The organism is Halopiger xanaduensis SH-6 (assembly GCF_000217715.1).
GTDB classification, from domain to species: domain Archaea; phylum Halobacteriota; class Halobacteria; order Halobacteriales; family Natrialbaceae; genus Halopiger; species Halopiger xanaduensis.
This window is the reverse complement of the sequence record NC_015666.1, coordinates 968387-994446: the sequence shown is the minus strand read 5'-3', so window position 1 is coordinate 994446 and position 26060 is coordinate 968387. Positions and strand designations below refer to the sequence as shown.

At 66.7% G+C, this 26060-nt stretch carries 24 protein-coding genes and 5 tRNA genes; 16 read left to right on the top strand and 13 right to left on the bottom strand.

The features are described 5' to 3' along the window. Window positions 1–59 precede the first annotated feature (59 nt). Window positions 60–317, bottom strand: coding sequence for a HalOD1 output domain-containing protein (locus HALXA_RS04885; protein WP_013879202.1), 258 nt, complete (start codon window positions 315–317; stop codon window positions 60–62). Window positions 318–456: 139 nt separating this feature from the next. On the opposite strand from HALXA_RS04885, the gene HALXA_RS04880 reads away from it, so the two are divergent. Beyond that, window positions 457–1881 (top strand): HPP family protein, encoded by a 1425-nt coding sequence (locus HALXA_RS04880; RefSeq protein WP_013879201.1) that lies wholly within the window; start codon window positions 457–459, stop codon window positions 1879–1881. 19 nt (window positions 1882–1900) lie between these two features. Here HALXA_RS04880 and HALXA_RS04875 read toward each other — a convergent pair whose 3' ends face one another. Then, a complete protein-coding gene (locus HALXA_RS04875; protein WP_013879200.1) occupies window positions 1901–3085 on the bottom strand; it encodes an NAD-binding protein in 1185 nt (394 codons plus the stop codon). Between the two features lie 126 nt (window positions 3086–3211). On the opposite strand from HALXA_RS04875, the gene HALXA_RS04870 reads away from it, so the two are divergent. From HALXA_RS04870 to HALXA_RS04860, 3 genes are read left to right on the top strand one after another with little or no spacing between them, the layout of a single operon-like run. Next, window positions 3212–4471 (top strand): hypothetical protein, encoded by a 1260-nt coding sequence (locus tag HALXA_RS04870; RefSeq protein ID WP_013879199.1) that lies wholly within the window; start codon window positions 3212–3214, stop codon window positions 4469–4471. Continuing rightward, a complete protein-coding gene (locus HALXA_RS04865; protein WP_013879198.1) occupies window positions 4468–5811 on the top strand; it encodes a TrkA C-terminal domain-containing protein in 1344 nt (447 codons plus the stop codon). Before HALXA_RS04870 ends, HALXA_RS04865 begins: the two co-directional genes overlap by 4 nt. Before the next feature lie 56 nt (window positions 5812–5867). Then, on the top strand, window positions 5868–6152 hold the full coding sequence (locus HALXA_RS04860) for a ubiquitin-like small modifier protein 1 (RefSeq protein ID WP_013879197.1): 285 nt from the start codon (window positions 5868–5870) through the stop codon (window positions 6150–6152). Between the two features lie 18 nt (window positions 6153–6170). Here HALXA_RS04860 and HALXA_RS04855 read toward each other — a convergent pair whose 3' ends face one another. The 3 genes from HALXA_RS04855 to HALXA_RS04845 all read right to left on the bottom strand — a co-directional run bounded on the left by HALXA_RS04855 (window position 6171) and on the right by HALXA_RS04845 (window position 8825). Further along, window positions 6171–7112, bottom strand: a complete 942-nt coding sequence (locus tag HALXA_RS04855; RefSeq protein WP_013879196.1) for a GNAT family N-acetyltransferase — start codon at window positions 7110–7112, stop codon at window positions 6171–6173. A gap of 130 nt (window positions 7113–7242) precedes the next feature. Beyond that, window positions 7243–8508, bottom strand: coding sequence for a Glu-tRNA(Gln) amidotransferase subunit GatD (gene gatD / locus HALXA_RS04850; RefSeq protein WP_013879195.1), 1266 nt, complete (start codon window positions 8506–8508; stop codon window positions 7243–7245). Window positions 8509–8585: 77 nt separating this feature from the next. Then, window positions 8586–8825 (bottom strand): hypothetical protein, encoded by a 240-nt coding sequence (locus HALXA_RS04845; RefSeq protein ID WP_013879194.1) that lies wholly within the window; start codon window positions 8823–8825, stop codon window positions 8586–8588. Between the two features lie 154 nt (window positions 8826–8979). Between HALXA_RS04845 and HALXA_RS04840 the strand changes: the two genes are divergently transcribed. Then, window positions 8980–9738, top strand: coding sequence for a hypothetical protein (locus HALXA_RS04840; RefSeq protein WP_013879193.1), 759 nt, complete (start codon window positions 8980–8982; stop codon window positions 9736–9738). 60 nt (window positions 9739–9798) lie between these two features. Here HALXA_RS04840 and HALXA_RS04835 read toward each other — a convergent pair whose 3' ends face one another. Next, window positions 9799–10476 carry an ArsR family transcriptional regulator gene (locus tag HALXA_RS04835; RefSeq protein ID WP_013879192.1) on the bottom strand — a complete coding sequence of 226 codons (678 nt, stop codon included), beginning with the start codon at window positions 10474–10476 and terminating at the stop codon, window positions 9799–9801. 113 nt (window positions 10477–10589) lie between these two features. After that, entirely contained in the window at window positions 10590–11810 is a 1221-nt protein-coding gene (locus HALXA_RS04830) for a hypothetical protein (RefSeq protein ID WP_013879191.1), read from the bottom strand. Between the two features lie 347 nt (window positions 11811–12157). Between HALXA_RS04830 and HALXA_RS04825 the strand changes: the two genes are divergently transcribed. The 5 genes from HALXA_RS04825 to HALXA_RS04805 all read left to right on the top strand — a co-directional run bounded on the left by HALXA_RS04825 (window position 12158) and on the right by HALXA_RS04805 (window position 16891). After that, window positions 12158–12553, top strand: a complete 396-nt coding sequence (locus HALXA_RS04825) for a DUF5802 family protein (protein ID WP_013879190.1) — start codon at window positions 12158–12160, stop codon at window positions 12551–12553. Between the two features lie 94 nt (window positions 12554–12647). After that, window positions 12648–13610 (top strand): Vms1/Ankzf1 family peptidyl-tRNA hydrolase, encoded by a 963-nt coding sequence (locus HALXA_RS04820; RefSeq protein WP_013879189.1) that lies wholly within the window; start codon window positions 12648–12650, stop codon window positions 13608–13610. An 86-nt stretch (window positions 13611–13696) separates the two neighbouring features. After that, complete coding sequence (locus HALXA_RS04815) at window positions 13697–14719, top strand: DUF1611 domain-containing protein (RefSeq protein WP_013879188.1); 1023 nt, start codon at window positions 13697–13699, stop codon at window positions 14717–14719. 6 nt (window positions 14720–14725) lie between these two features. Beyond that, a complete protein-coding gene (locus HALXA_RS04810; RefSeq protein WP_013879187.1) occupies window positions 14726–15775 on the top strand; it encodes a dipeptide epimerase in 1050 nt (349 codons plus the stop codon). 99 nt (window positions 15776–15874) lie between these two features. Then, window positions 15875–16891 carry a hypothetical protein gene (locus HALXA_RS04805; RefSeq protein WP_013879186.1) on the top strand — a complete coding sequence of 339 codons (1017 nt, stop codon included), beginning with the start codon at window positions 15875–15877 and terminating at the stop codon, window positions 16889–16891. 14 nt (window positions 16892–16905) lie between these two features. Here HALXA_RS04805 and HALXA_RS04800 read toward each other — a convergent pair whose 3' ends face one another. The 5 genes from HALXA_RS04800 to HALXA_RS04780 all read right to left on the bottom strand — a co-directional run bounded on the left by HALXA_RS04800 (window position 16906) and on the right by HALXA_RS04780 (window position 20623). Continuing rightward, the gene (locus HALXA_RS04800) at window positions 16906–17400 is read right to left on the bottom strand and encodes an ATP-binding protein (RefSeq protein WP_013879185.1); all 495 of its coding nucleotides are present in this window, start codon (window positions 17398–17400) and stop codon (window positions 16906–16908) included. A gap of 86 nt (window positions 17401–17486) precedes the next feature. Further along, window positions 17487–18455, bottom strand: coding sequence for an NAD-dependent epimerase/dehydratase family protein (locus tag HALXA_RS04795; protein ID WP_013879184.1), 969 nt, complete (start codon window positions 18453–18455; stop codon window positions 17487–17489). A gap of 102 nt (window positions 18456–18557) precedes the next feature. After that, complete coding sequence (locus HALXA_RS04790) at window positions 18558–19370, bottom strand: restriction endonuclease (RefSeq protein WP_013879183.1); 813 nt, start codon at window positions 19368–19370, stop codon at window positions 18558–18560. Between the two features lie 176 nt (window positions 19371–19546). Continuing rightward, window positions 19547–19618, bottom strand: a tRNA-Thr gene (locus HALXA_RS04785). A gap of 153 nt (window positions 19619–19771) precedes the next feature. Then, complete coding sequence (locus HALXA_RS04780; RefSeq protein ID WP_013879182.1) at window positions 19772–20623, bottom strand: DUF7114 family protein; 852 nt, start codon at window positions 20621–20623, stop codon at window positions 19772–19774. A gap of 193 nt (window positions 20624–20816) precedes the next feature. On the opposite strand from HALXA_RS04780, the gene HALXA_RS04775 reads away from it, so the two are divergent. Continuing rightward, window positions 20817–21350, top strand: coding sequence for a GNAT family N-acetyltransferase (locus HALXA_RS04775; RefSeq protein ID WP_013879181.1), 534 nt, complete (start codon window positions 20817–20819; stop codon window positions 21348–21350). A 26-nt stretch (window positions 21351–21376) separates the two neighbouring features. Here HALXA_RS04775 and HALXA_RS04770 read toward each other — a convergent pair whose 3' ends face one another. After that, the gene (locus HALXA_RS04770; RefSeq protein ID WP_013879180.1) at window positions 21377–22171 is read right to left on the bottom strand and encodes an NAD+ synthase; all 795 of its coding nucleotides are present in this window, start codon (window positions 22169–22171) and stop codon (window positions 21377–21379) included. Window positions 22172–22368: 197 nt separating this feature from the next. Between HALXA_RS04770 and HALXA_RS04765 the strand changes: the two genes are divergently transcribed. From HALXA_RS04765 to HALXA_RS04745, 5 genes are all read left to right on the top strand, one after another. Beyond that, window positions 22369–22439, top strand: a tRNA-Gly gene (locus HALXA_RS04765). A 196-nt stretch (window positions 22440–22635) separates the two neighbouring features. Further along, window positions 22636–22708, top strand: a tRNA-Asp gene (locus HALXA_RS04760). A 186-nt stretch (window positions 22709–22894) separates the two neighbouring features. Beyond that, a tRNA-Asp gene (locus HALXA_RS04755) sits at window positions 22895–22967 on the top strand. A gap of 309 nt (window positions 22968–23276) precedes the next feature. Beyond that, window positions 23277–25658, top strand: a complete 2382-nt coding sequence (locus tag HALXA_RS04750) for a methyl-accepting chemotaxis protein (RefSeq protein ID WP_013879179.1) — start codon at window positions 23277–23279, stop codon at window positions 25656–25658. 118 nt (window positions 25659–25776) lie between these two features. After that, window positions 25777–25849: transfer RNA gene (locus HALXA_RS04745), tRNA-Asp, on the top strand. The last annotated feature ends 211 nt before the right edge of the window (window positions 25850–26060 follow it).

Genomic DNA, 26060 nt, shown 5'->3' with positions numbered 1-26060 from the left:
GGCCGGACCGTCTCGCCGACGGGCACCGTCGCGGGTCCGAGACGTCCGTCGCGTCGATCTCAGCGATTCCGAACGGTGAGGTCGCTTCCCTCGATCGAAATCAGGTAGTCGTCGAGGGAGAACGATACTGCAATTCGTTCGTCGGTCGCGACGAGCGTATCGAGTGCGGTGGGATCGATGTGACGGTAGAGGACGAGATCGAGATGCATCGGATTGACGTTCTCGATCGCGGCGATCGCGGCGATAATAGCGCTGCTCGGTGACGTATTCGACCAGTCGAATCGGTGGCGGATCACGACGTTGCTCACTGAGGACACCAATAGTACTGGTAACAGCCCACACCGGTATATGCCTGTTGTGAGAAATCGGGTGAATGTATCGCACCGCGGCCGATCGCGCCGCCGTACTCGCTGCAGAACCAACAGTTTTCGTCGCGGAGCGAAATGGCAGGCAGTGATGCTCGAGACGCTGCGAGCGCGACTGGCTGCACTCGCGAGACGACTGCGCCGCCTGGAGCGGCGCGAACTCGACGCTGTCCTGCGGTGGCTCGAACGGACGCGGAACCTGTTGCACCTCTCGGTGCTCGTCTTCGTGCCGCTGCTCATCGGGGCCGTCACGTGGCTCTCGAACGCGACGGCGATCGTTTCCTTCCTCTTGTTCCCGCCGCTGGCTTCCGGAACGTACACCCTCTTCGCCGATCCCGAAGGACGGTACTCGGACCCGTGGACGTTCGTCGGCGGTATGACCGTCGGCGCACTCTGTGGCTGGGTCGCGCTCGCGGTCGTCGGCGAGTTGGGACTCCACAGCGGCACCGTCAGCGCCGCCGGCGCGGCCCTGGGAATCTTCTTCACCGGCGCTTGCACCTGGGCGCTCGACCTCGAGGAACCGACCGCGTTCTCGACCGCGCTGCTGGTGCTCGTAACCGGGAACGCCCGACTGGCCTACGTGCTCGGGCTCGTCGTCTCGAGCGCGTTCGTCGCGGCGACGTTCGTCGTCTGGCGCGATCGGTTCTACGAGCAACGCGCCCGCTACCTCTACCGGACGACCAGCGGCGACGATCACGTGCTCGTGCCGATGAGCGAGGGGTGTGCGGCCTCGGGCGTCGACCCCGAGACGGTGGCCCGCTTCGCCGCCGAACTCGCCGGCGCGCACGAGGCGGGGAAAGTCGTGCTCTTCGAGACGGTCTACCAGGGTGACGACGATTCGTCCTCGCCGGCCGAACCCGACGGCGACGAGCGAACGACCGAAACCGTCGACGCCGTCGAACGGCTCGCCGAGGAACTCGAGTCGCGGTACGACGTCCCCTGCGAGGTCATCGTCGCCGGCGACGACCGGCGCGAGCCGTCGGCGCGGCTCGTCCTCCAGACCGCCAGGGAGCAAAACTGCGACCTCATCGTCACGCCGTACGCCGAAGACGACAGGGGCGGCCTCTCGCCGTTCATCCGGGGACTATTCGACAGCGAGATCGACGTCATCGCCTTCCGCGCGAGCGACGGCCGCGAGCGGTGGCGGCAGGTGCTGGTACCGGTTCGCGGGGCCGGCGACACCGCCCGCGCGATGGTCGACTTCGCGCTGCGACTGGCCGGCCGCACCCAACCCGTCGGCGTCTGTACCTGCATCAAACGCGAATCCAGGCGCCGACGAGCCGAGAACACGCTGGCGAACCTCGTCGACGCCTTCGACGGCCGCTTCGACACCCACGTCGTCACCGAACCCGTCGCGCGGTACCTCTCGCGGGTCGATTCGCAGTACGACGTGGTCTTCCTCGGCTCGAGCACCGACCGGTCGGCCGCCTCGCGGTTCGTCTCGCCGCCGACGTTCGAGAAGGTGAGCGACCTCGAGGCGGACGTGGCGATCGTCCACCGGGGTCGCCGGCGCTAGCGGGAACGGGCGGCCGCCGCTACTCGTTCTCGAGAATGCGGTCGATCAGCTCCGAGTCGTCGCCGCCCAGCGCCGAGCGAACCAGCAGGTGCCCGCCCAGCAGCGACGGACTGATCACCGCGTCGGCACCGGCGTGCTCGAGTTTCTTCGTGTTCTCGCGGTCCGTTGCGGCGGCGACGATGCGGGTCTTCGGCGCGAGTTGCCGCGCGGTGAGGATCGCCAGCGCGTCCCGGGCGTCCTCGTTCGTGGCGACGAGGATGCCCGCCGCCCGCTCGATCTTCGCCCGTTCCAGCGGGGCCTCGTCGCTGGGGTCGCCGGTGACGACCGGCACGTCGCGGTCCGCGAGTTCGTCCGCCGCGGCGTCGGTGGTGACGACGACGAACTCCCGGTCGTTGGCCGCGAGTTCGTCGACGATCGGTTCCGTCAGTTCGCCGTAGCCGAGCACGAGGAGGTGATCCTCGAGCAGCTCGAGTTGTGAGTCGCTCATGCGTCCGAGTGTCTTCGTGATGCGGGTCTGGATCGCCGGGCCGACCAGCGCCCCGATAGCGATACCGAAGCTGGCCACGCCGAGCACGAGCACGGACATCGTAAACAGCATCGCTTCGGTCGAGCCCTGATCGGGCGTGATGTCGCCGTAGCCGACCGTGCTCGAGGTGATCAGCGTGAAGTAGAAGGCGTCGAGGATGTTGCTGATTCCCTCGAAGTCCTCGCGGAGCGCGTAGGCGCCGATGGTACCGTAGGCCTGGACGCCCAGCAGGGCGAAGCCGGCGGCGATCTGGGTCGTCGTCAGCGAGAGCGAGTTGGTGAACCGCTTGCGGCTGAGCAGCAAGACGGGGACGGTCACCAGCGAGAGCACGACCAGCGGCATCGAATACTGGCTCGACTGGAGCAGGCCCTGCGCTGCGGTCAACGGGAGCAACAGCAGGGTGGCCCACCAGCCCGCGCGGAGGCCCCGCCGGAGCGTGAGCGCGCTCCCGAGCATCAGGAACCCGGTCAGCGCGCCGGTGAAGGCGGCGGCGCTTTGAATCGCCTCGGGAACGTACTCGGCCAGCGGTCCGCCGACGACGTTCGTCTGGATGTTGACGAGCGCCGTCGCGACCGAGAGCACGGCGACGGTCAACGCGAGAACGATCGTCACGCGAATCGAGAGGAGCCGCTGCCAGTCCTCGGGCAACCGCGAGCGTCCCGACCCGTCGTCGACCATACCCACCCGTCTGCGTCGGGGTCAGTTAAACGTCTCCGTTCGCCGCCTCGAGCGGAGACATCCCGAGCGGCGCCGGGCCGAGGCGACGTCGGTACTGGTTTAACCGATCCGGTACAGTTGCCCACAATGGCGCTTCCGGTCGAAGTCTTACTCGGTATCTATCTCGGTCTCCTGACCGGCATCGTTCCCGCGCTCGTCGCCGGTTCGCTCGGCTTTCTCGTCCGCTATTTCACGGGCGTGACCCTGCCCGGGTTCGGTGTGGTCGTGCTCTCGCTGTCGATCGCCAGCGTGCAGGGCGGACTCATGGGCCTGGTCGAACCCACGATCGCCCAGTCGCCCCGCCTGCTGGTCGCCGTCCTCGTCGTCCTCATGCTCTCGCTGTACGCTCACAGCCAGGGCGATACGCTCGGCATGAATCTGCCCCACCGCCTCTCGTTTACGTCGCTCCGCCAGCGGACGCTGTCGGCCGACGTCGTCGAACTCGTCGGCACCGTCGGCCAGGTCACGGTTCGGCCGACGGGCGAGATCCACGACATGGAGGGCTATCCGCCGCTGTCGCCCGACCTCCGGGCGACGATCAAGGGCGGCTCCTGGAAGCTCCCCGCCGACCTCCCGCTGTCGGAACTCGAGACGCGCCTCGAGGAGCGGCTCCGAACGGAGCACGAACTCGCGGACGTCGACGTGAGCCTCGACGAACAGGCGCGGGCGACGATCGCGGCGGCGCCGCCCTCCGGCGGCCTCTCGCGGCGCGTGCCGGCGGGCCAGCGCGCCATCTCGCTGACGACGCTGGTGCCGACGGGACTGGCGCGCGGCGACGAGGTGACGATCCGCGCGGGCGATCGCTCGACGACCGGGACCGTGCTCAGCGCCCGCAGCGAGATCGACCTCGAGCGGGCCGCGGACGCCGCGGCGGCGGCCGACGCGGAGACGGAGGAGACGGCTGTTCCGGACGGCGGTGAGCGGCCCGAACCCGAACCGTCCACGCCGAACCGGTCGACCGCCGGCGGACCGGGCCGGGTCACCGTTGCCGTCCCGCGCCGGGACGTGAAGCCCCTGCTCGAGGTCGACGACGCCCGGCTGATCGTCCGCTCGCGCGGTACGAGCCACGAGTTCGAGGCCTTCGCGCTGGTCAAACGGGCCGGCTACGCGATCCAGCGACTCACCGTCGATACGCCGGCGGTCGCCGAGGAAATCCACGAGAATCCCGAAGTGCAGATCCTCGCAGCTCGCCGGCGGGAGAGCGACACCGACGGCCGGCGCCGCGGCTGGGTGTTCGCGCCCGGCCTCGAGCGCCGCCTCGAGGTCGGCGACGAGGCGTTCGTCGTCGGTCCCGAGGGGCTCGTCGACGCGGTGCTCGAAAGCGGGGCCGGAGGGATCGCACGATGATCGGCCCGACACCGATGATCGACCTCTCCGCCATTGGAATAGAGGACCTGCAATCGATCTCGTCCGAGACGCTGCTCGACGCGGTAATCGGCATCATCGGGTTCAGCCTGCTCGCGGCCGGAACGGGGGCGATCGCGGCTATCGCGTTCCGCTGGTACAGCGACGACGAGATCCCCGACGGCGTCGCGATACTGCTCGGCATCTCGCCCGTCGCGCTCCTGATGAACACGCAGGCCGCGCTGCGGGACGCGGTGCTCGGGCAGTCGGAGATGCTCGAGCCCGAAGCCGCCGTCATCACGATCGCCGCGCTCGTCGCCAGCGGGATCGCCGCCGACGCCGGCCGCCGGACGGGCGACTACCTCGCTCGAGAGATGTTCCTGGTCACCGCGCCGCGGACGATCAACGACGTCGGCCAACTGCTCCGGTCGGCGGGCCGGGTCGTCAGCGTCGAACTCCCCGAGGAGATCGAGGACGTCGACGGCTACGACCCCGTCGACGAGGCGACGAAGGCGGAATTAGCGGGCGAAACGTTCCTCTTCCCGCGACGGCTCCCCGCCGACCAGTTGCGGGAGCGGCTGATCGACCGCCTCGAGCGCGATCACGGGATCGGCTACGTCGAGGTCGAACTCACCTCGAAAAAGACGGTCGAGTACCTCGCGGTCGGCAGCCGGCCGGCGGGGATCGGGCCGACGCTCGCGCCGGGGACCGTCGCCGTCGCCGTCAGCGGCGATCCCGCACCGGACGCCAGTCCGGGTGATACCGTCCGCATCTGGGGGCGCGACGGCGGGGACGGAAAGGGCGACAGCGGCGACGAGAACAACGGCACCAGCGGCCCGATGCGGCGGCTCGCCGAGGGCGAACTCCGCGCGACCGCCGGCGACGTGGCGACCGTCGCCGTCGACGCCGACGACGCCGCCGCGCTCGAGCCCGGCGCCGACTATCGGCTCGTCACCCGGCCGGACACCCCCGGGACGGAGCGGGAACTCGTCTCCCTGCTCCGGACGGCCAACGACACCGTGACGACGCTCCCCATCGACGCCGACAGCGGGCTCGCCGGCGAGGCGGTCGGCTCGCTGCCGGTACTGGTTGTCGCCCTCGAGCGGGCCGGCGACGGCGACCCGGTCGCGTTGCCGGCTGCGGACGTTCGACTCGAGGCCGGCGACACCGCCTACGTCCTGGGTCGACCGGACGCGCTGCGGCGCATCGCGGAGACCGAGCGGACCGACGGTGGCGACGGCGACGGCGATGACGGCCGCGACGAGCAGGGTCGCTCTCGAGAGCGAGAGCGAGAGCGGGATCGGACGGCCGAGCCGACCCGAGATCCGACCCGATCGGACTGACCGCTCCCGTCCCGCGGAGCGGTAGCTACTTGCCGCCGGCACCGATACCGCCACGTATGCCTATCGAGTGGAAACTCTTCGCCGACCTCGCCGAACGGACGGGCGACAAACACGTAACCGTCGACGCGGCCGCCGGCGATACCGTCGGGGACGCCCTCGACGCCCTCCTTGCGGAGCACGCCGAACTCGAGGGTCGCGTGCTCGACGAGGAGGGCGACGACCTCCGATCACAGATCAACGTCCTGCGCAACGGCACGAACGTCCGCGAGGAGGAGGGCCTCGAGACGGAACTCGAAGAGGGCGACGAACTGGCGCTGTTCCCGCCGGTCAGCGGCGGGTAACGGACCGATCGTCGTTTATCAGGTCGTGAGATCGATGCCGAGCACGAAGTCCGGCTCTTCGGAGATGCCGACGCCGGCGTAGGGCGCATCGGTGACGTACCGCGGCGTTTCCGGGATCAGCACGCGCGTCTTGTCCGCGCCGCAGTCGGCCGCGTCTCGAGCGATGGCCGCGAACAGCGCCCGCGCGGCGTCGACGCTGTTCCACGCGCCGACGCCGTACTCGGCCCACGTTTCGGTGGTCGGTTCGTCTTCGCTCGAGTCGCCCTCCGCGTCGTCGACCGTGCGCTCGTAGGTCCGCGACCGGTAGGCGGCACCTGCGAGCCCGTCCTCGCTTTCGACCGCGAAGACGGCGCTCTCGTCCGCGAGCCGGTCGAAATCCTCGCGCGTCAGTTCGCGGACGGCCCACGACTCTTCGGGGGCGAGGCCGAGCCCGTCGAGGTGCTCGCGGGCGTCGCTGTGGGTCCAGTAGCGCCACGCGGCCGTCGGATCGCTCGAGACGCGATATCCGTCCAGCTCCGCATCGAGGTCCGCGTCGGTTGCGGGGTCGGGCTGTGCGAACCGGAACTCGGCGAGCGGCTCGTAGCCGTTGGCTCGCGTCGCGCCGAAGGAAGCCGCGTTCCACGAGAAGATCATCACCCGCGCGACGGTCGCACCGTGCTCGCGGGCCCACTCGAAACACGCCTCGTTGAGCCGAGTGCTCACGCCCTTGCGGCGGTGCTCGGCGGCGACGCGCATCCCCTGGAACCAGGCCTCGTCCTCGGAGAGCATCACCGCCTGCACGATGCCGGCGGCCTCGCCGTCGATTTCGGCGAGGAAGGTCTTCTTGCCCTGGCCGGGTTCGTCCTCGAGCCAGTCGTGGTAGATCCGCGGGATGTAGTCGCCGCCGCGGTCCGTCCAGATGTCGCTCGTGAAGTCGGCGACGGCCTCGTAATCGTCGTGTGTCGCGCGTCGGATGTTCATACTGAGTCGTTCGCTCGTTTCGGTGTAGATCCGTCGCTTCGCAGTCGGTCGGTTTGGGTCCGTTGGGCCGCAGAATCGAGTCTCGAGTATCGAAACGGCATCGAAGACACCAAACGCAGCCGTGTCCGTCCTATTCCCAGGGGACGGAGCGCTCCTGCAGTTCGCCGGCCAGCGAGGTGCTCATCGCCTCCTCGACGTCCGCGCTGTTCTCGAGCGCCCACATCAGCTTGACCTTCGCGGTGCCGGGCAGGGTGTCGCCGGCCTCGATGACGCCGGCGTCCAGCAGGTCGCGGCCCGTATCGTAGACGCGGTCGCAGACCCGACCCTCGAGGCACTGACTCGTCATGACGACGGTCGTCCCGTCCTCGATCAGTTCCTCGATGCGGGGGATGAGGTCCGTGTGGACGTGTCCGAGGCCGGTCCCCTCGATGATCAGGCCTTCCGACCCCTCGACGACGTCGAGGAACTGGGGATCCATGCCGGGCGTGAACTTCAGAAGTTCGACGTCGTCCTCGAGTTCGGGCTCGATTGCGAGGTCGGTGTCGCCGCGCTGCTGATAGTCGCGGCGGAATTCGACGGTCTCAGTTTCGTAGTCGACGGTTCCCAGCGACTCCGCGCCGATCGTCTCGAAGGCGTCGCGCCGGGAGGTGTGGTTCTTCCGGACGCGGGTGCCGCGGTGGAGCGCGCAGACGTCGTCGCTCTCGGAGCCGTGCATGCAGACCAGCACCTCGGCGCAGTCGCTCTTGGCTGCTTCGACGGCCGAGACGGCGTTCATCACGTTATCGGAGGAGGGACGGTCCGCCGAGCGCTGGCTGCCCGTGAAGACGATCGGGACCGGCGTCTCGAGCATGAACGCGAGCGCGGCGGCGGAGTACTGCATCGTGTCGGTCCCGTGCATGACGACGACGCCGTCGGCGCCGGCCTCGATCTCCTCGCGGACCGCCTCGGCGAGTTCCCGCCAGATCGGCGGCTCCATGTTCTCCGAGAGGATGTTGGCGACGACGCGGCCGCGGTAGTTCGCGCGGCCCGCCAGATCGGGGACGGCCCGCAGGACGTCCTCGGCGTCGAACTGCGCCGTGACGGCGCCGGTTCGGTAGTCGACCGTCGAGGCGATGGTCCCGCCGGTCGAGATCAGCGAGATCGTCGGCAGGTCCTCGTCGAACTCGATCTCGGAGGCCTCTCCGTCCTCGTCGTCCTCGCTCCCAACGGAGTCGGTGCCGTCGATCTCGTAGGCGCCCTCCGCGAGCACCTCGACTGCGGCCTCGTCGCGGTCGACCCCGACGTTGTAGCCGCCCTCGAGTTTCACTACGAGGTGGTCGTCCGTGCTCGAGGGGAGCACGACGCCTTCGTACGTGCGATCTTCGCGGTCGACCCGAACGCGATCGCCTGGATTCATGCGCCAGTGTTGCGCGCCGTCGGACTTGAAGGCACGCTTTCCGTTCTATTCCCGTCGCGGCCGGGGCCGCCGGCCGATCAGCGCGGCGAGAGCGAGCCGGACGCGTGCGCCGCCGTCAGCGGCGTGACGATCCCGACCGCGATCAGCCCGAGCCCGGTCAGGACGAGGATCCCGACGATCAAGGCCGTCAGCAGCCGGATCGTCTCCATCGTGTCCGCCCCGAACTCGAGTCGCGGATAGAACCGGCGCGCGAGCGAGAGCAATCCCACCCCGAGCGCGATCGCGAGAATGCCCATCGCGATCAGTTCGACGTTCACCTGTCTCGCTACCAGCGCATTCGTGATAAAGTGTCATCACGTCCGCTGGGTCCGCTACCGTCGAACTGCGCCGTTGTGATTGCCGACGTCGGGCCGATTCCCCGATCGGATACGCGGGGAAAGGTCCATGACCTCGGCGACCGTGGGATGTCATATGAGCGACCGTTCGGACGAGGTCACCGAAAGTCGGCGGGACGAGGACGCCCGCTCGCCCGCAGACGTCCTCGAGGAGACGGAGCGACTGCTCGAGGAGACCGGCGGCGAGGCCGGGTCCGGAACCGACTCGAGCGCGGACGCCGGTAGCTCCTCGGCCTCCGCCTCGTCCGGTTCTGGATCGGAGCCCGGATCACTCGAGGATCCGCTGGACGGCGGACTCGGAACCGATCCGCTCGCGAGCGAGTCGGCGGGCGCGAGCGCAACTGCGGAGACGGGTGCGGGAGCAGCCCCGAACGCAGACGCGGACGCGAAATCGAGACTGCCGTCGTGGGTGCCGTTCGGCGGGTCGTCAGATGCAACTGCCAGTCGGCAATCGTCGCTCCGCGAACGGCTCACACCCTCCCTCTCGCCGAGTCAGTACTTCTCGCCGAAGGAGTTTCTGGCGATGCTTCTGGTCGTCGGTGCCGGACTGCTGGTCGGCTGGACGGTGCTCCCCGTCGCCGGCCGAATGATCGGCATGTTCGCGACGGCCTTCCTCGTCGGCCTGCTGGCGTCGAAACGGCGCTACCTCGAGCTGACCGCCGCCGGGATCTCGGTCGGCGCGGTCTCGTCGCTGGTCACCCACGCGTTCTTCGCGGTCGCGGGGTCGGCTCAGGCCGTCCTCGCCGTCGGTGCGACGGTCGGGCTGGTCGCCACGCTCGTCGGGTACTACTTCGGCCGCGATCTGCGCAACGGGCTCGCGCGCGATATCGACTGAACGACCGTCGGTCCGACCCGAAGTCGGCGTGAGAGCGACCTCACAACTCGAGCCGAGACGTCACCCGTTCGGTTCCGTCTCCGCCTCGGTCGTCAACTCCCAGCCGCGTTCGGTCCGCCGGACGATCCCCTCGTCGGCCATCGACTCGAGGAGTTCCGCGACGACCTCGCGCGGCGCGTCGATCTCCTCGCTCAGGTCGCCGACCGATTTGGGTTCCGATCGGATGCTCGCCAGTAGATCCGCGTAGATTCGGCTCTCGGGACCGGTGCCGACGTTCTCGGAGATCCGATCGAGCACGTCGCACAGCCGGCCCTGCACCCACCGCTGGGCCAGCGAGAGTTCGTTCTCCAGTTGCTCGAGGTCCTCGAGCGCGTGCAGCAACTCGTCTAAGTCGTCGGTGTCGCTCCAGGAAACGTCCAGCGTGAGGTGCCGACAGGTCGTGATATCGAAGCTGCTGTTCGCGGGATAGGCGCTCTTGCTCGCGAACCCGTACGGTGAGACGTTCACCTCGAGCCGGACGTTCCGGGCGATGTGGAAGTACTTGCGGCGCTGCTCGTCGACGTGGCTCTCGATCAAGCCCGCGTCCTCGAGCTTGCGCAGGTGTTCGATGACCGCTTTCGGACTCACTCCGAGATACTCGGAGATCTCGGTTACGTAGCAGGGTTTGCGGGCGAGTAACCGGAGAATTCGCCGCCGGTTTTCGTTCCCCAGTAAATCCAACAGCGCGGCGGAGTCCATCGCCCGAGCGTATGATGTCGGCGCTGAAAAGGGTGTCTGCTCGTTCCGGGGGAGGACTTCAAGCCGTTCGCCCGCGACGGGCGATATCGGTGGGGTGCGTGCAACGAACAGTGCTACTGGTTCCCGGGGTTGTCGTTGGGATTCTGACTGTCGTTGTTCCCGCCGTTGCCGCTGTTTTCACTGTTTCCGCCGTTTCCGCTATTCCCGCTGTTACTGCTCTGATCGCTGTTACCGCTGTTTCCACCGGTTCCGTTGTCACCGTCCGACGGGTTCTCGTTTCCGTTCCCCCTGTCTGACGGAGAGGAGGTATCGGATGTCCCGTCACTGTCGCTATTTCCCGTGCCGTTGCCGGTGTTCGACCGATCGCGCTCGTGATCGGGAGCGTTCCCGTTCGAGGCGTCAGTGCCGGAGCCGTTTCCCGTGTTGTCACTCGAGTCGCCGTTGTTCGACTGCCCGTTTTCCGAGCTTCCGCTATTCGAAGGTGCCTTGTCGGCGCCGGGCGCTGCTCCATTGCCGGCGGTATCCGGCGGCCCCTGATTCCCGGGCGTCTGGTTGTCAGCCTGTCCTGGGGGCGTCTGATTGCCGGCTTGACCGGGCGGCGTCTGGTTGCCAGCTTGACCGGGCGGCGTCTGGTTGCCAGCTTGACCGGGCGGCGTCTGGTTGCCAGCTTGACCGGGCGGCGTCTGGTTGCCGGCCTGGCCAGGTGGTGTCTGGTTTCCCGCTGCCCGTTCCGGCGGGCCACCGTTACCTGCGCCCGGAGTGGTCGCATTCGGACCGCGGTCGGCCGGCGGCCCGCCGGGCTGGCGCTCCAGTCCGGGGATTCCCTGCGCCGTCGCCGCGACGTCGTCGTCAGCGAGTGCGGACGCGTTCGACCGGAGCGTCTCGAGGCGCTTGTTGTCGACGCCGGCCTCGGCAGCCCGCGGTTCGGTTTGCTCGATCGAGCGCTCGAGCGCCGAAATCTCGACCGCGAGTCTGGTCATCCGTGCCTGATACGCGCCGGTACGGTTATCCTCGGACCGGAGCTGCTCGCGTTCGGTCTCGAGAGTCGCGAGTCGCGCCTCGAGGTCGTCGACGCGGTCGGTGACGATCTCGTCACGTTGCTCGGCGGCTGCGTTCTCGTACGCGGCTTCGAACATGCCGGACTCGACCGAATGCTCGGCGTCCGCGGCGGTCGATTGCATGAACGTGGAGACGGTCGCGTTCGGTTCGCCACCCCCTGTCGAATCGGCGTCACCGTCGGCGACGTTCGCGAGCGCGCCGCTGGCGGCCGGCGCAACCGCGAGACCGATGACGACGGCAACGGCGAGAAGACCGACTACCCGAGTGGAGGTCATCGACCGATCCTTGCGCCGAATCCACTAAAAAGTCGGAGCTTCGTTCGGACCGTTTACGAGCGACAGCGACGAAACGAGAAACGTCTGGAGCGTTTAATCGCCTCGCAGACGCCCTCGATTGGCATTTGCGGTACTTCATAATTGCAACCGATCGCACCGAAAGACGAACCGATTCGGCGGCCGACACGGTGCAAGTAACGGTCGGTTTTCGGTCGGTCTCACCCGAAGAAATCGCCCGTTCGATCGGCGAGGAGACGGATCAGGTGTCGGGAAAGACCGTTGATAGCGATACGGTTTAAATCTGTTCGCAAATAGTTATATCTCGCCGTACCATGTGTATAGTTAGCATGTTCGAAGTGTTCTCACGGAGCTACTACCTCGGTCGCCTCTACGTGACCCCGACCGATCGAGATCGGGCACTCATGCAGCGTGAGCAACACGAGCGGATCAACGAGGAAGTCTACGCGAGCGGCGAGGGCCTCGAGCCGCTGGATTCGCCGCTGGTGATGAAACTCGAGTCCCAGCACTTCCCGGTCCACGGGGACGAGGGCGTGCCGGCGAACACGCTCGCGCTGCCCGAATCGCTGCTCGAGGGCACCGAGATCCGGAACCCGCCCGCTCTGCAGGAGGTGTTCCTCGCGCGGCGCGAGCGGGCGCGACAACTGCTCGAGTACGCCGGCGGCTGGGAGCCGGGAACGGCGGCGGTACCGGATACTGACGATTATCCGAACGCCGGTACCTGAGCGCCCGAACGCCGGCACTTGGGTACCCGACCGAATTCGGAACTAGACGCGGAACCGGGACCTAGAAGTACGCTCGCCTCACGCTTTCGGTCGGATGTTCGACCTCGACGTGCTGCTCGGCCGCGCCGAACTCAAGGAGCGCATCGACGAACTCGAGGACGAGACCGACCGACTGCGCGAACGCTACGAAGCCGAGTCCGAACGCCGAGCCGAGGCCGCACGAGCCAGACAGGAAGCCGAGGAGGAGGTAAACCGGCTCGAGGACCGGATCGCCCAACTCGAAGGGGAACTCGAGCAGGTCGACGACGACGGCGCCGGCGGCGTCGAGATCCGTCGACGCGAGCGCCTCCGCGGGCGGCGGCTCGAGGACGTGCTGGACCGGCTCGAGTCGTTTCGCAGCGATGCCGAAGGCGCGCTGACGACCGTTGTAGCGGCAGACGCCGACCGGGACGATCTCGACGGTGATCTCACCGACCTGCTGGGCGATCGAACTACCCTGCTCGCCGACGCCGCCCCCTGCGTCTGCTGCGTCGACGACGCCGGCCTCGTCTCGGTGGCGCTCGAGCCGCCGGTGCTCCCCGACGACCGCGACCCCGGCTGGAACGACCGGTTCGCCTTCGAGCGGGAGTGGTTCCTGCCGACCGGGCGCTACGCGCTCGCGGTGGTTCGGACCGACCTGTTCGCGCTCGGGATCTACGAGGACGGCGAGCGGGTCGACTACCGCGGCTTCGAGAGCGACGTGAAGGGCAGCCACTCGAAGGGGGGCTTCTCGCAGGCCCGCTTCGAGCGACTCCGCAACGAGCAGATCGACGAGCACTTAGACGAGTGTCGAGAGACGCTCGAGGAGTACGTCGGCGCGCAAGCGCAATCAGGCCGCGCGGCCGTCGATCGACTCTTCCTCGTCGGCCAGCGCGGCGTCGTGGACACGCTGGTCGACGAATCCGGTCCCGAACTCGAGCCCGACGCGACCGCCGCGGTCGACGCGACCGGCGACCCGAAGCCGGCGCTCGAGGACGCTCACCACTCGTTCTGGACGACGGAGTTGCACGTGCTGTGATGTGAGCGGTCGAAAAGTCCTCCGTCGGCCGTCACGTCCCGGCACCATTGAGTCGCTTTAAGTGCCGGCTCGTCTATCTCGTCGATATGGCAATCGCGATTCTCTCCCACGAGAAGTTTCCCCACCGGGCAAAGACCGCACTCGGCGTCCTCCGGTACGGCGACTACGACGTCGCCGCCGTGTTAGACCGCGACAACGCCGGCGAGCGCGTCGCCGACTTCGTCCCCGACGTACAGGACGCGCCCATCGTCGAGGGCACCGACGACCTCGAGGCCGACGAGATCGACACCCTGCTGATCGGTATCTCCCCGATCGGCGGCGAATTCGACGAGAGTTGGCGCGAGGACGTGGAGACGGCCCTCGAGCGCGGCTGCGACATCGTCTCGGGGCTGCACTACTTCCTCGCCGAGGACGAGGAGTTCGCCCGCCTGGCCGAGGAACACGGCTGCGAACTCCGGGACGTCCGGAAACCCCCCGAAGACCTGACGGTCAGCGAGGGCGTCGCCGGCGAGGTCGACGCCGACGTGATCCTCACCGTCGGCACCGACTGCTCGACCGGGAAGATGACGACGACGATGGAACTGGCCCGCAACGCCCGCGACGCGGGGTACGACGCCGCCGTGATCCCCACCGGCCAGACCGGCATCATGATCGAGGGCTGGGGGAACCCGATCGACCGCGTCGTCAGCGACTTCACCGCGGGCGCCGTCGAGGAGATGATCCTCGAGAAAGGGAACGAACACGACTACCTGTTCGTCGAGGGCCAGGGCAGCATCGTCCACCCCGCCTACTCGGCGGTCACCTGCGGCATCCTCCACGGCGCGATGCCCGACAAACTGGTGCTGTGTCACAACGCCGGCCAGGAGACCATCCACGGCTACGAGTCGTTCGAGCTGCCGCCGATCTCGACCTACGTCGACCTCTACGAGCGCCTCTCCGCGCCCGTCAGCGACGCCGAGATCGCCGCCGGCGCGATCAACACCTCGGACCTCGAGGACGACGCGGCCGAAGACGCGGTCGCCGAATACGCCGACGAACTCGACGCGCCGGCGACGGACGTCATCCGCTTCGACACCGACGCGGTGCTCGAGGCGCTGCTGGAGGACTGATTCGCGATGGCCGACACCGACCTCGAGACGCGCTTCGAACGACACGCGCTCCCCCTCGAGTACCCGTTCGGCATCTCCCGCGGCACGCGATCCGAAACCGAAGTCGTAACGGTGCACGTCGAAGACGGGGACGGGAACGTGGGCATCGGCGCCGCCGGCCCCTCCGCCCACTACGGCGAGACCGCGGCGACCGTCGAGGCGGTGCTTCCCGACCTGCTCGCGGTCGTCGAAGACGTCGGCGATACCCACCAGCTCGAGCGGATCGAACGCCGCATGCGCGAGACGGTCGAACGCAACCCGGCTGCCCGGACCGCCGTGAGCATCGCCTGCCACGACCTCGTGGCGAAGCGACTCGAGGTGCCGCTCTACCGCTACTGGGGCCTCGATCCCGCCGAGACGCTCGAGACCTCCTACACGATCGGCCTCGACGACCTCGAGACGATGCGCGAGAAGACCGAGACGGCGCTCGAGCGCGGCTACGGTCGGCTCAAGGTCAAACTGGGGACGGACCGCGATATCGAGATCGTCGAGACGATCCGGGATGTCGCGCCCGAGGTCGACCTGTTCGTCGACGCCAACGAGGCCTGGACGCCCCGCGAGGCGGTCGCGCGGATCGAGCGGCTCGCCGAGTACGACCTCGAGTTCGTCGAACAGCCCGTCCCCGCGGAGAACCCCGAGGGGCTGCGGTTCGTCTACGAGCGCTCGCCGCTGCCGATCGCCGCCGACGAGTCCTGCGTTACGCTCGAGGACGTGCCGCGGATCGCTGATCGGTGCGACATCGCGAACCTGAAGCTGATGAAGTGCGGGGGGCTGCGGGAGGCCCGGCGGATGATCAGCACCGCACGCGCGCACGGTCTCGAGGTCATGCTCGGCTGTATGACCGAGTCCGACGCCTCGATTGCGGCGGCCTGTCACCTCGCGCCGCTGCTGGACTACGCCGACCTCGACGGCGCGCTGTTGCTCGCCGAGGATCCCTACGACGGCGTTCCGATGCCCGACGGCCGAATCGATCTCGCGGGGCTCGAGCGGTCGGGGACGGGTGCGCGACTCGAGTAGCTGCGAGTTCAGCTCTCCGCGCCTTCGATCAACTGACCGTACTGTCGCTCCGACCGGCAACACGGTTTTACGGCGGTCGGAGGTGTGCGACACGCTGCTATGACAGACGCGACCGACGGGTCGGCGGACGCGGACGAATCGGACGGGCCGGTACCCACCCGACGCACCCTGCTGAAAGCCTCGAGCGGTGCGCTCGCGCTGCCGGTGGTCGGAGCCGGGAACGCGGGAGCGACCGACGCCGACGGCAGCGGCGACGGCGGCCTGCTCGACGACCTCCCGATCGACGACCCCTGTCCGGACGCCACCCCCGAGCCGAGCACGGGTCACTGCGAGGGCGCGACGATGGAGGGCTGTGCCGACGACCACCCGGCGACAATCGAGCTTCAGGAGGCTGTTCGCGAGTCGCTCGAGACCCGGTATCCGACCGCGGGAACGCTCATCGACGCAGGGTACAAGCCCTACTTCGACACGCTCGAGCACGGCGACGATAGCTGGTCCCACTGGATCAATCCGGAGTTCCTCGGCGACGCGACGGTTTTGAATCCCGAGCGGCCGGAGTCGGTACTCGTCGACAACCAGTCCTGGCGCTCGATCGGCGCGATGTTCATCGCGACCGAAAACGGCGAGGCGATCGAGCCCCCGCCGCCGGTTTACGAGGGAGACGAGGCCGTCTGGCGGGAGCAAAATAGCGGCGAATACAGCGCCGACGGGGGACAATCGTCCGGCGACGCCGAGACGGGCGACGCCGAGACGGGCGACGACAGCCACGAACACCAGTCCGACCGCTGTTCACCCTGGCACTACCACGCCGGCCTCCCCGGCCGCGCCGCGTGGTGGTACTACCAGCAAGTCTACGGCCAGGAGTACGAAGACGGGGACCTCTCGATCCCGTGTCGCACCCCCTGCGTGCTGCACGTCTGGTCGGTCGACCACCCCGAGAGCGTCTACGCCCACGACGCGCCGCCCGAGGAGTACCGCGATCGGGAGCCGGCCGACGAGCCGGGGTTCGAGACCGACGCCGAACCCGGCACCGACGAACTCGACTGGGACGCGATGCCCGACGGCCTCGTCGCCGAGCGTCCCGACGAAGGGACGCTGCTCGAGTTCCGTCGATAAGATCCGTCCGTCTCCTACCCCGAGAGGTCCGGGTCCGGTTCGCCGTCGATCCAACCCCACCCCTCGAGCGCGGTCAGAATCCGACCGGTAGCTTCGGGGATCGACTGCCGGTCGGTGTCGATCGTCACCTCGGCGTCCGGCTCGTCGAACTCGCGGTGGACAACGTGGACGCCCTGCTCCTCGATCGGATCCGCTCGGGTTCGGTTGCGCTCGAGGCAGGTCTCGAGGCTCGCAGTGACGTGGACGAACCGCACGTCGGGGAGCGTGCGAAACTGCGTCTGCCACTCGCGGCGGTAAAAGGTGCCGTCGACGAGGGTGACGTCGGCGGCCGCGTCGCGGGCCCGTTCGTACAGCCGTTCGTAGGTTCGGCTCGAGAAGTCGTCGGAGTGGAGGGTCTCGACGGCGACGGGGACGGGAACGGGGACGTCGCGGGCCTCGAGCCGCTTCCGGACGCGGTTCGTGAGAGTCGTTTTGCCCGCGCCCGGCGGCCCGCAGATGACGACGATCACAGTACAGCGGGTCGTAGCGCTCGCACGCACTAACAGTATGTGATCCGCGACTCGAGTCCGATCGCGACGCGGTCACTGCCGAAGCGTTAGCGCCAGGTTGGACCGTCAGTCCCCGACGAGTCACCTCCGGCGTCAGCGCCGGAGTCCGGCCACGAATGCGTCGGCTCCCAGCCGAGCATCGCAGCCGCCTTCGCGTTCGAGAGCGCCGCCTCCTTCCCCTCGAGGGTGCAGTCGGCCGGCAGATCGCCGCAGATCGCCTCGACCAGTTCGGCGGTCGGCCGACCCAGATAGTTCTCGTCCGCGACGCAGTGGAAGGCCTCGTGGCCGTCGGAGTCGGCCGCCAGCGCCGCCTCGACCATCCGAGCCACGTCCCGAACGTCGACGTAGGAGCCGAAATCGCCGCTCGATTCGGCCGTCGTCAGGTCGGAGTCGTCCTCCGCCGGCCGCGCCCGGACCTTCTCGGGCGTGAAGATCGTCGCCGGTCGGATCGTCGTGACCGAGATATCGTACCCGCGGGCCGTCGCTCGAGCGATCTCCTCGCCGCAGCGTTTCGACAGCCCGTAGGAGTCCGCCGGCCGCTGCTCGTGAGTCTCGTCGATCGGCAGGGCGTCGGGTCGCCACCCTCTGCCGGCGAACAGCGCGCCGTAGGTCGCCTGCGAGGAACTCCAGACGACATCGACGCCCTCGCGGCCGGCCGCCTGCAGGACGTTGTACGTGCTCGTCACGTTGTTCTCGAAGACCCGCGTCGCGGGGTTGTCCAGCGGGTCCGAAATCGCGGCCAGGTGGACGACTGCGTCGGGTTCGACCTCGCAGATCGTCTCCCAGGTCGGCGCCTGCTCGGTCAGGTCCACGGCCCGAAAGTCGGCGTTGGCGCGGACGCCCTCAGGTTGCTCGCGATCGATGCCGACGACGTGCGTGCCGCGGTCGGCGAGTCGGTCGACGACCCAAGATCCGACGTCGCCGGTCGCTCCCGTTACTAGTGCTGTGTCGACGTCGTGGTCGAACTCGGGCTCGAGGTCCGCTGTCGATGTCGAAAACGAGGATTCGTCGGCCATACCACCCGTCCAACGTTCGACCACTAAATCGTGTGTCTACCTATCGCTGATCGTGAACGGGATTTCGTGACTTCGAATTCATCCCGTTGAAATCGATCGTCCTCACGAATTCAACTCATCGAACCGTCGAATCAGATAGATGGGGACAGTCAGATAGGGAACGAAGAACGCACCAGCGGCCCACCATTTCGGATCCGGGTGCCACGATACACGCGCCTGCCGGAGTAGCAGTATATCTTTATAAATTCCTACTACGGTCATCCCACCTGCAACGACTATTACTGCTGTCGATATGTGACCGAGAATCGAATCCGACGGCACCTCACTAAAACTGATAAAGAGGATCGCTATCGTACTGGGAACCGCTCCCAAAATCATCAGCCCGAGCCAAAGATCTTCATCATTACCCGTCTTTTGGCGATCTGCTCTTTTTCGCGTATGTTGGTTCTCCGGATGGGGATGTTGCGACGATGTATGGTCGGAATATTCGGCTACTAGGTCCAGTGCATCGGCTTGTACAACCATCTCAACGAGGTCATCCCCATCAATTAATTTCACGTTCAACGTCTTGGAACGTTCTCGGGCATCCACCGTGAATCCGCTCGTCGTCACAACTACCGCGACGTCGGCATCGAATTGATCGCGGAGACTCGCATATTCGGATACTTTCGGCCCACCAACGTTATTTTCCTCCTGGTACCGCTTTGCCTGAATCGCGTGCCGTTGATGATACGGCGTCTCTTTCTCCGCGAGAACGTCGAGACTTTTGTCGCGGGATTGCTGGCTGACCACCGTTTTCCATCCGTGGCGGGACCAAAGATCAGCGACAAAGTGCTCGAATTTCTCGTTATCCATCGCCTGCAAGTGACGTTTGATCGTCGTACGTGATGGCGATGGCTCACTCAAATCAGCCATAGGGCGAATGATACTACAGTTGACTTAACGGATACGGCCCCGTGCTCGTTTGTTGAGATCTTCTTATACCAATTAGTGGCTGCTATATCGAAGACTTAGTATTATTATTCTGGCAAATATGCGAATTCTGGAACAGCAGTTAGATGAAGAGAGAAAATGAGATGAAAGGCCGATTAAGCCTAGGCCGGGATTTGAACCCGGGCTCTCGTCCTTACCAAGGACGCGCTTTACCGCTAAGCTACCCAGGCGCGCATTCCTTCGTTGTCCGGAGTCGACTTTATGGGTTTCGATTGCCACCGGGCGTGGGGCTCAGTACCGGGGCACGAACCACCACTCGAGAGTGAAAGCGAGCGCTACCGAAGCGCGGACCACTGAAAATCGGAACACACCGACCGAGACGGCTACGGATCCGTCGCCGACGTCGCGCGATCGGTCGGCCCGTCCTCGAGCGACCGATCGTCGAACTCGAGCGGCCGGTCGTCGAACGGCTCCTCGCCGACTGCCGGCTCGAGATCGGCCAGACACTCCGCGGCCGGCGGAAAGGCGGTGCCGACGCCGGCGGCGAGGTCGTCCGCGAGTGCGAGCAGTCGGGTGGAAGGCGAGCGGCCGACGGCGGCCGCGCCGGTCTCGACGGCGAGTTCGAGGATGTCCCGCTCGAGGTTGGCGTCGATCGCCGCGGGATCGCCGGTGCCGTCCGCGGCGACCTCGTCGCGTCTGGTCTGGTCGCGGCCGAACGCCTGGACCGTCCGGACCGCCTTGTCCGCGGCGTCGGTTCGCGCGAGCAGGTAGAACCCCCGCGAGACGAGGATGTCCGCGGCCAGGATCTCGAGGTCGCTCTCGATTGCGTCCTGGTCGGGGGGAGACTGCGGGTCGGCCTCGTCGTCCTCGACCCCGCGCCAGGGCTCCTCGTGGGCCAGCGTGCGCGTGAGCCGCAGGCCCTCGTAGATGAGTTGGACGCCGGCCGCGTGCGTAACGAGCCCGTCGGCGTCGCTCTCGGCGGGTTCGCCCTCGAGGGCGGCGGCGTAGCGCTCGCCTGCGGACGAGCGGGGTCCGTCGGCGTCGGCTCCAGTTCCCGTCCCGGTTCCGGCGGCCCCGGCACCGCCGGACGCCATGGCGGCGCTCGTGACGGTGAGTGCGCCTGGAACCATCGATGCACCGTCGAGAACGGATTCGACGAGATCGTGCAACTGCGGTGGTTCGACGTCCGCAACGGCTTCGCGGGCGGCACGCCGACAGTTGTCGGCCGTTTCCATTAGCGGGGGGTTACGACGGAGGAGGCAAAGACCTTTGGAAACGCCCGGTCGTCGTTCGCCCGACCGGACCGCCGTCGTTTGCGAACCGACGACACCCGCGCCACCGGAATCGGCGATACCAGCCGGAGCAACAGCACGCGGTGCGATACCACCCCTCGAACACACTCTTGTGGGACCGAGATAACACGATCGTATGCCCGAAACGGTGTTTCTACCCGGAGAGCGCGTCGATCTGCGGCCGATCGAGGAGGACGACCTCGAGTTTCTCCAGACGAAGATCAACGATCCGCGGGTCTGGCGCGGGATCGGCCGCGCGAGACCCGTCAACGGCGCACAGGAACGCGACTTCTTCGAAAACGTCGTCTGCGACGACGACAGCGTCAACCTGCTGATCGTCGCCGACGCGGAGCCGGTCGGCACGATCGGCTTCCACACGATCGAGTGGGAGGCCCGCCGCGCGGAGCTCGGCTACTGGGTCGCCCCCGAGCACCACGAGCAGGGGTACGGCTCGGCGGCGACGGAGCTGCTCGTCGAGTACGGCTTCGACCACCTCGGCCTCCACCGCATCGCCGCCCGCGTCTTCGAGTGCAACGAGGCCTCGCAGGCGCTGCTCGAGTCGGTCGGCTTCACGCCGGAAGGGGTTCACCGCGACGCCGAGTTCATCGACGGGGAGTACCAGGACACCCACTGGTACGGCCTGCTCGCGGACGAGTGGCGAGAAGCGTAGGGCATCGATAGCGCGACCAGTTGCGGTCAGTCGAGCGGCTCCGGCGCCGGCGGCACATTTCGTTTGTGCTCGCTGCGTTCGTACATCGACCGCACTCGCTCGACGGTCTCCTCCTGGACCTCGAGCAGGCGGGCGGTCGCGGCGACCGACAGCGGCCCGTCGACGTGGGTCGCGAGGATCGAATCGAGCGTCTCGTAGCTGATCCCCAGTTCGTCCTCGTCCGTCTGGTCGGCCCACAGCTCCGCCGTCGCCGTCTTGGCGGCCAGTTCCTCGGGGACGCCGACGTGGCGCGCGAGCTGGCGCACTTGACCCTTGTAGAGGTTCCCGATCGGGTGACAGTCGACCGCGCCGTCGCCGTACTTGGTGAAGTAGCCGACGGCGGCTTCGCTCCGGTTCCCGGTGCCGACGACGAGTCGGCTCTCGTGGTTCGCGACGAGGTAGTTCAGCACCGCACGGACGCGCGCTCGAGCGTTGCCGACGGCCTCGCGGTCGCCTTCCGCTTCGGGGTAGGCCGAGAGAAGCTGGTCGACGATCGGCTCGATTTCGATGACGTCGTACGTGATGTCCAGCTCCTGCGCGACCCGTTCGGCGTCGCTCATGTTGCCCTCGCTGCTGACGTGAGCCGGGAGGACGAGCCCGTGGACGTTCTCGGGACCGAGCGCCTCGACGGTGAGATAGCCCGTGAGCGTGCTGTCGATGCCGCCCGAAAGCCCCAAGACCGCGCCGTCGGCCCCCGCCGCGTCGACCCGCTCGCTGATGAACTCGGTAATGTGTTCGCGCCGCTGTTCCAGTTCCGCATCCGAGAACCGAAGGTCCAGCATTTGTCAGTGATAGGGACGGCAGCGCCAAATAGCCTCCCCTCGAGCGGGAAAAGTGGACGAGCGGTCGGTTCGGTTCGACGGAGAATCGAGAACGCTACGTTGAAGTGGAATCGGCAGCTAGATTGGAGTAAGCGCCGGTGGTGAGCAGTTCCATCGGAACTGCGAGCCTCGGGGCGCGAGGAACGAAGTAACGAAGCGCGCCGGTGGTCTAGTGGTAGGACATGAGCTTCCCAAGCTCATAGCCCGGGTTCAATTCCCGGTCGGCGCACTTTTCAGTCGTCGACGGTCGACTCGGGAAGCGGTGCGGCCGTCGATCGGTATCCGTCGACTCGAGTGACGCATGGCCGCGAGCAACAGGTATCCCGTTCCCGGACGGAAATCCGCAGACGTGGGGCGATTCACCGTACCATACGGCGATCGATTGGAAAGTCATAATACGTCCACCGGCCAAGGAAGCAGTGTAGGCCCGGGTGGTGTAGTGGCCCATCATACGACCCTGTCACGGTCGTGACGCGGGTTCAAATCCCGCCTCGGGCGCTTTCTGCTGCAATCTACGTCGGATAGTTGTTCGTAGTGTGCGAGTTACGAGAGATCGTAGCGACAGCAATACCATCCCCCTGTCGACCAGCCGATGTCGATCCCGCAACCGTTCGGAGTGCGTTACACGGCCGTCGATACGGAACAGAACCCTTAAGTCTCTCACCGGGGAACGACGTACTGTAAGCCCGGGTGGTGTAGTGGCCCATCATACGACCCTGTCACGGTCGTGACGCGGGTTCAAATCCCGCCTCGGGCGTCTTCTTCCGCGATCAACGTCGACCAGCACTGGCGAGCATGTCCTCGCCCCTCGTAAGCGGGACAGTCTGCACTCTCGAGACCGCCCGCGAAGATGCTCGAACGACAGAACGAGCGAACGACGCGACCGACGGTCGGGCGGTTCAAATCCCGCTTAAGTGCTTCTTCGTCTCGAGTTCACGTTCCGTCCCAACGGTGGCCGCCGAGCTGGACACGATAGCGAGAGTCCCGTGGTACAGTCCGCACGCCCCCCGAAATATCGCCGGAAACGGGCCATCAAGCTTAATTATCGTATATGACATGAGTACGTATGCAAACGTCACGAGACGACTCGTCGGACGAGTCGTTCCATCGGCGGATATACGATACGCTGCGGAGTCGCTACTTCTTCAAGGTCGGCGCGGCGATTCTCGTGGTGACCGTCGTCCTGCTCGGCGCGGGCTATTTCTCGTTTACGCAGGCCCAGGCGAGCGTCGAATCGGACGCGGAGGAGACGCTCCTCAACGCCGCGGAACGCGAAGCCGACGGGATCGACAAGTTCGTTCAGGATCGGAACGACAACACCGTGGAGATCTCCAATAGCGTCAATCTCGCTAACACGGACAAAAGCCAACTTCGGGCGTCGCTACGAACGTACCTCGAGGCCCTGCCGGACAGCGTCCACGCGATCCACTACTACAGCATGGAAAACGACGAGGTCGAGGTGAGCACGCAGTTCAACCGGGAGGGCGACACGGTCGACGAAACGACTCGTCCCTGGGCGGTCGACATAGACGCGTTCGGCTCGAGCGGCGACGTGCGCTCGTTCGAACCGTACGACGTCGACGGCGAGAAGCGGATCGGGTTCATCAGTCCGGTCGCCGGACAGGACGACCACGCGATCGTCCTCGTGATCAATCTCGAGGAGCGCAGCGAACTCCTGACGTCGCCCATCGACGGCGGCGAAATCGAGGTCGTCGCGACGAACGGCCAGATTACGCTCGCCGAAACCACCGGGACGATCCTCAACGAATCGTTCCTGATGGGGGATCTGTCGCACTTAGAAGATGGCGCGCTGCGTCCCCGCGTCGATCAGGTGACGGCCGAGAACGACGTCGTCGGGGACGATCAGGTCGTCGTGGCGACGGTGCCGCTCAGTGAGAAAGACTGGGACGTGACCGTCATCGCGCCGCACAACGAGGTGTTCGATACGGCCAGCGCGGTCAACCGGAACATTCTGTTGTTGCTCGGTATCTCGATCGTCGGCTTCGTCGGCGTCGGCGCGGTGATCTCCCGCGACGTCAACAACTCCCTCGAGGAGATGACCGGCTACGCCGAAGCGATCGAGGAGGGCAACCTCGAGGTCGAAATCGATCAATCACGGATCGACGAGTTCGGGCAGCTGGGCGGTCTGTTCGCCCGGATTCGGGACACGTTGCAGGAACGATTAACCGAAGTCGAACAGCAGGCACAGGAAGCCGAACGGGCTCGCGAACAGGCCGAGGTGTCGAAGGCGGAGGCCCAGCAGGCCAAGGCCGAGGCCCAGGAAGCCAAAGCGGAAGCCGAAGCGCTGAGCCAGCACCTAGAGGAGAAGGCCGACGAGTACCGGCAGTCGATCGAAGCCGCCGCCGACGGGGACCTCACTCGCCGACTCGAGACGGCCAGCGAGAGCGAGGCGATGACCGAGATCGGCCGGGCGTTCAACGAGATGCTCACCGACATCGAGGCGATGGTCGTGCGCATCCAAACGGTCGCCAACCAGGTCGACGAGAAGAGTTCGGAAGTCACCGCCTCCACCGAAGAGATCCGCGCCTCGAGCGGCGAAGTCGCCGAGAGCATCGAGGAGATTTCGGCCGGCGCGGAAACCCAAAACGAGAAGCTGACCACTGCGGCGGCGGAGATGAGCGACCTCTCGGCGACCGTCGAGGAGATCGCGTCCTCCTCGAACACCGTCGCCGACCAGTCCGAACAGGCCGCCGAGCGCGGCCAGGAGGGTCAGGAAGCCGCGAGCGACGTCGTCGAGCAGATGGATCGGATCGAATCCAAGGCCGTCGACACCGCCGAGGAGATGGCGACCCTCCAGGAGGAGGTCGAGCGCATCGGCGAAGTCGTGGAACTCATCGACCAGATCGCCGAGGAAACCAACATGCTCGCCCTGAACGCCTCCATCGAGGCCGCGACGGCGGGCGAAGCCGGCGACGGATTCGCGGTCGTCGCCAACGAAGTCAAGTCGCTCGCGGAGGAGACCGCCGAGGCCACCGAGGAGGTCGAGGACCTCGTCGAAACCGTCGAAGCGTCGACCGAGTCCGTCGCCGACGACATGTTCGAAATGCGCGACGGCATCGAGGACGGCCGGGAGACGATCGACCGAACCGTCGACACCCTCGAGTCGATCGTCGACTCGATCGACGACGCCAACGCGGGTATCCAGTCGATCAACGACGCGACCGACGATCAGGCCGATTCGGCCCAGGAAGTCTCGTCGATGGTCGACGACATCGCCGCCGTCAGCGAGCAGACCGCCGACGAGGCGCAGAACGTCTCGGCCGCCGCCGAGGAGCAAACCAGCGCCATCAGCCAGATTTCCGACAGCGCCGAGTCCCTCTCGGAGCGCGCCCAGGAGCTACAGTCGTTGACCGCCCACTTCGAAACCCAGGCCGAGGCCGACGACGACTCGGCCGACTCGGAGACGCTCGTCGCGGTCGACGACTAACGGGCGTTGCTCGGTGCGCGCGGGACCGGTACAGACCGTCGCACGCTCGAGAATGCCGCGCCGGCGGCGGGATGAAACACAACCCTTAAGTCTCTCACCGGGGAACGACGTATTGCGAGCCCGGGTGGTGTAGTGGCCCATCATACGACCCTGTCACGGTCGTGACGCGGGTTCAAATCCCGCCTCGGGCGTCTTCTTCCGCGAACAACGTTCTGAGTGAGGACTTCGGCTCGAGGGTTGTAGCCGACTGTTAGAACGATCAACACTGATCGCAGTAGTCGGAGACCGATCACGATTTCTGACGGCTGAACAGCGCCGCTTGTGCGTCCGGGCCCGATTCGCGCCCCGAATTCGGTCGCAGGCCGTCGACGAGGATCGTCCGATCAACTTACGTACCGGTCC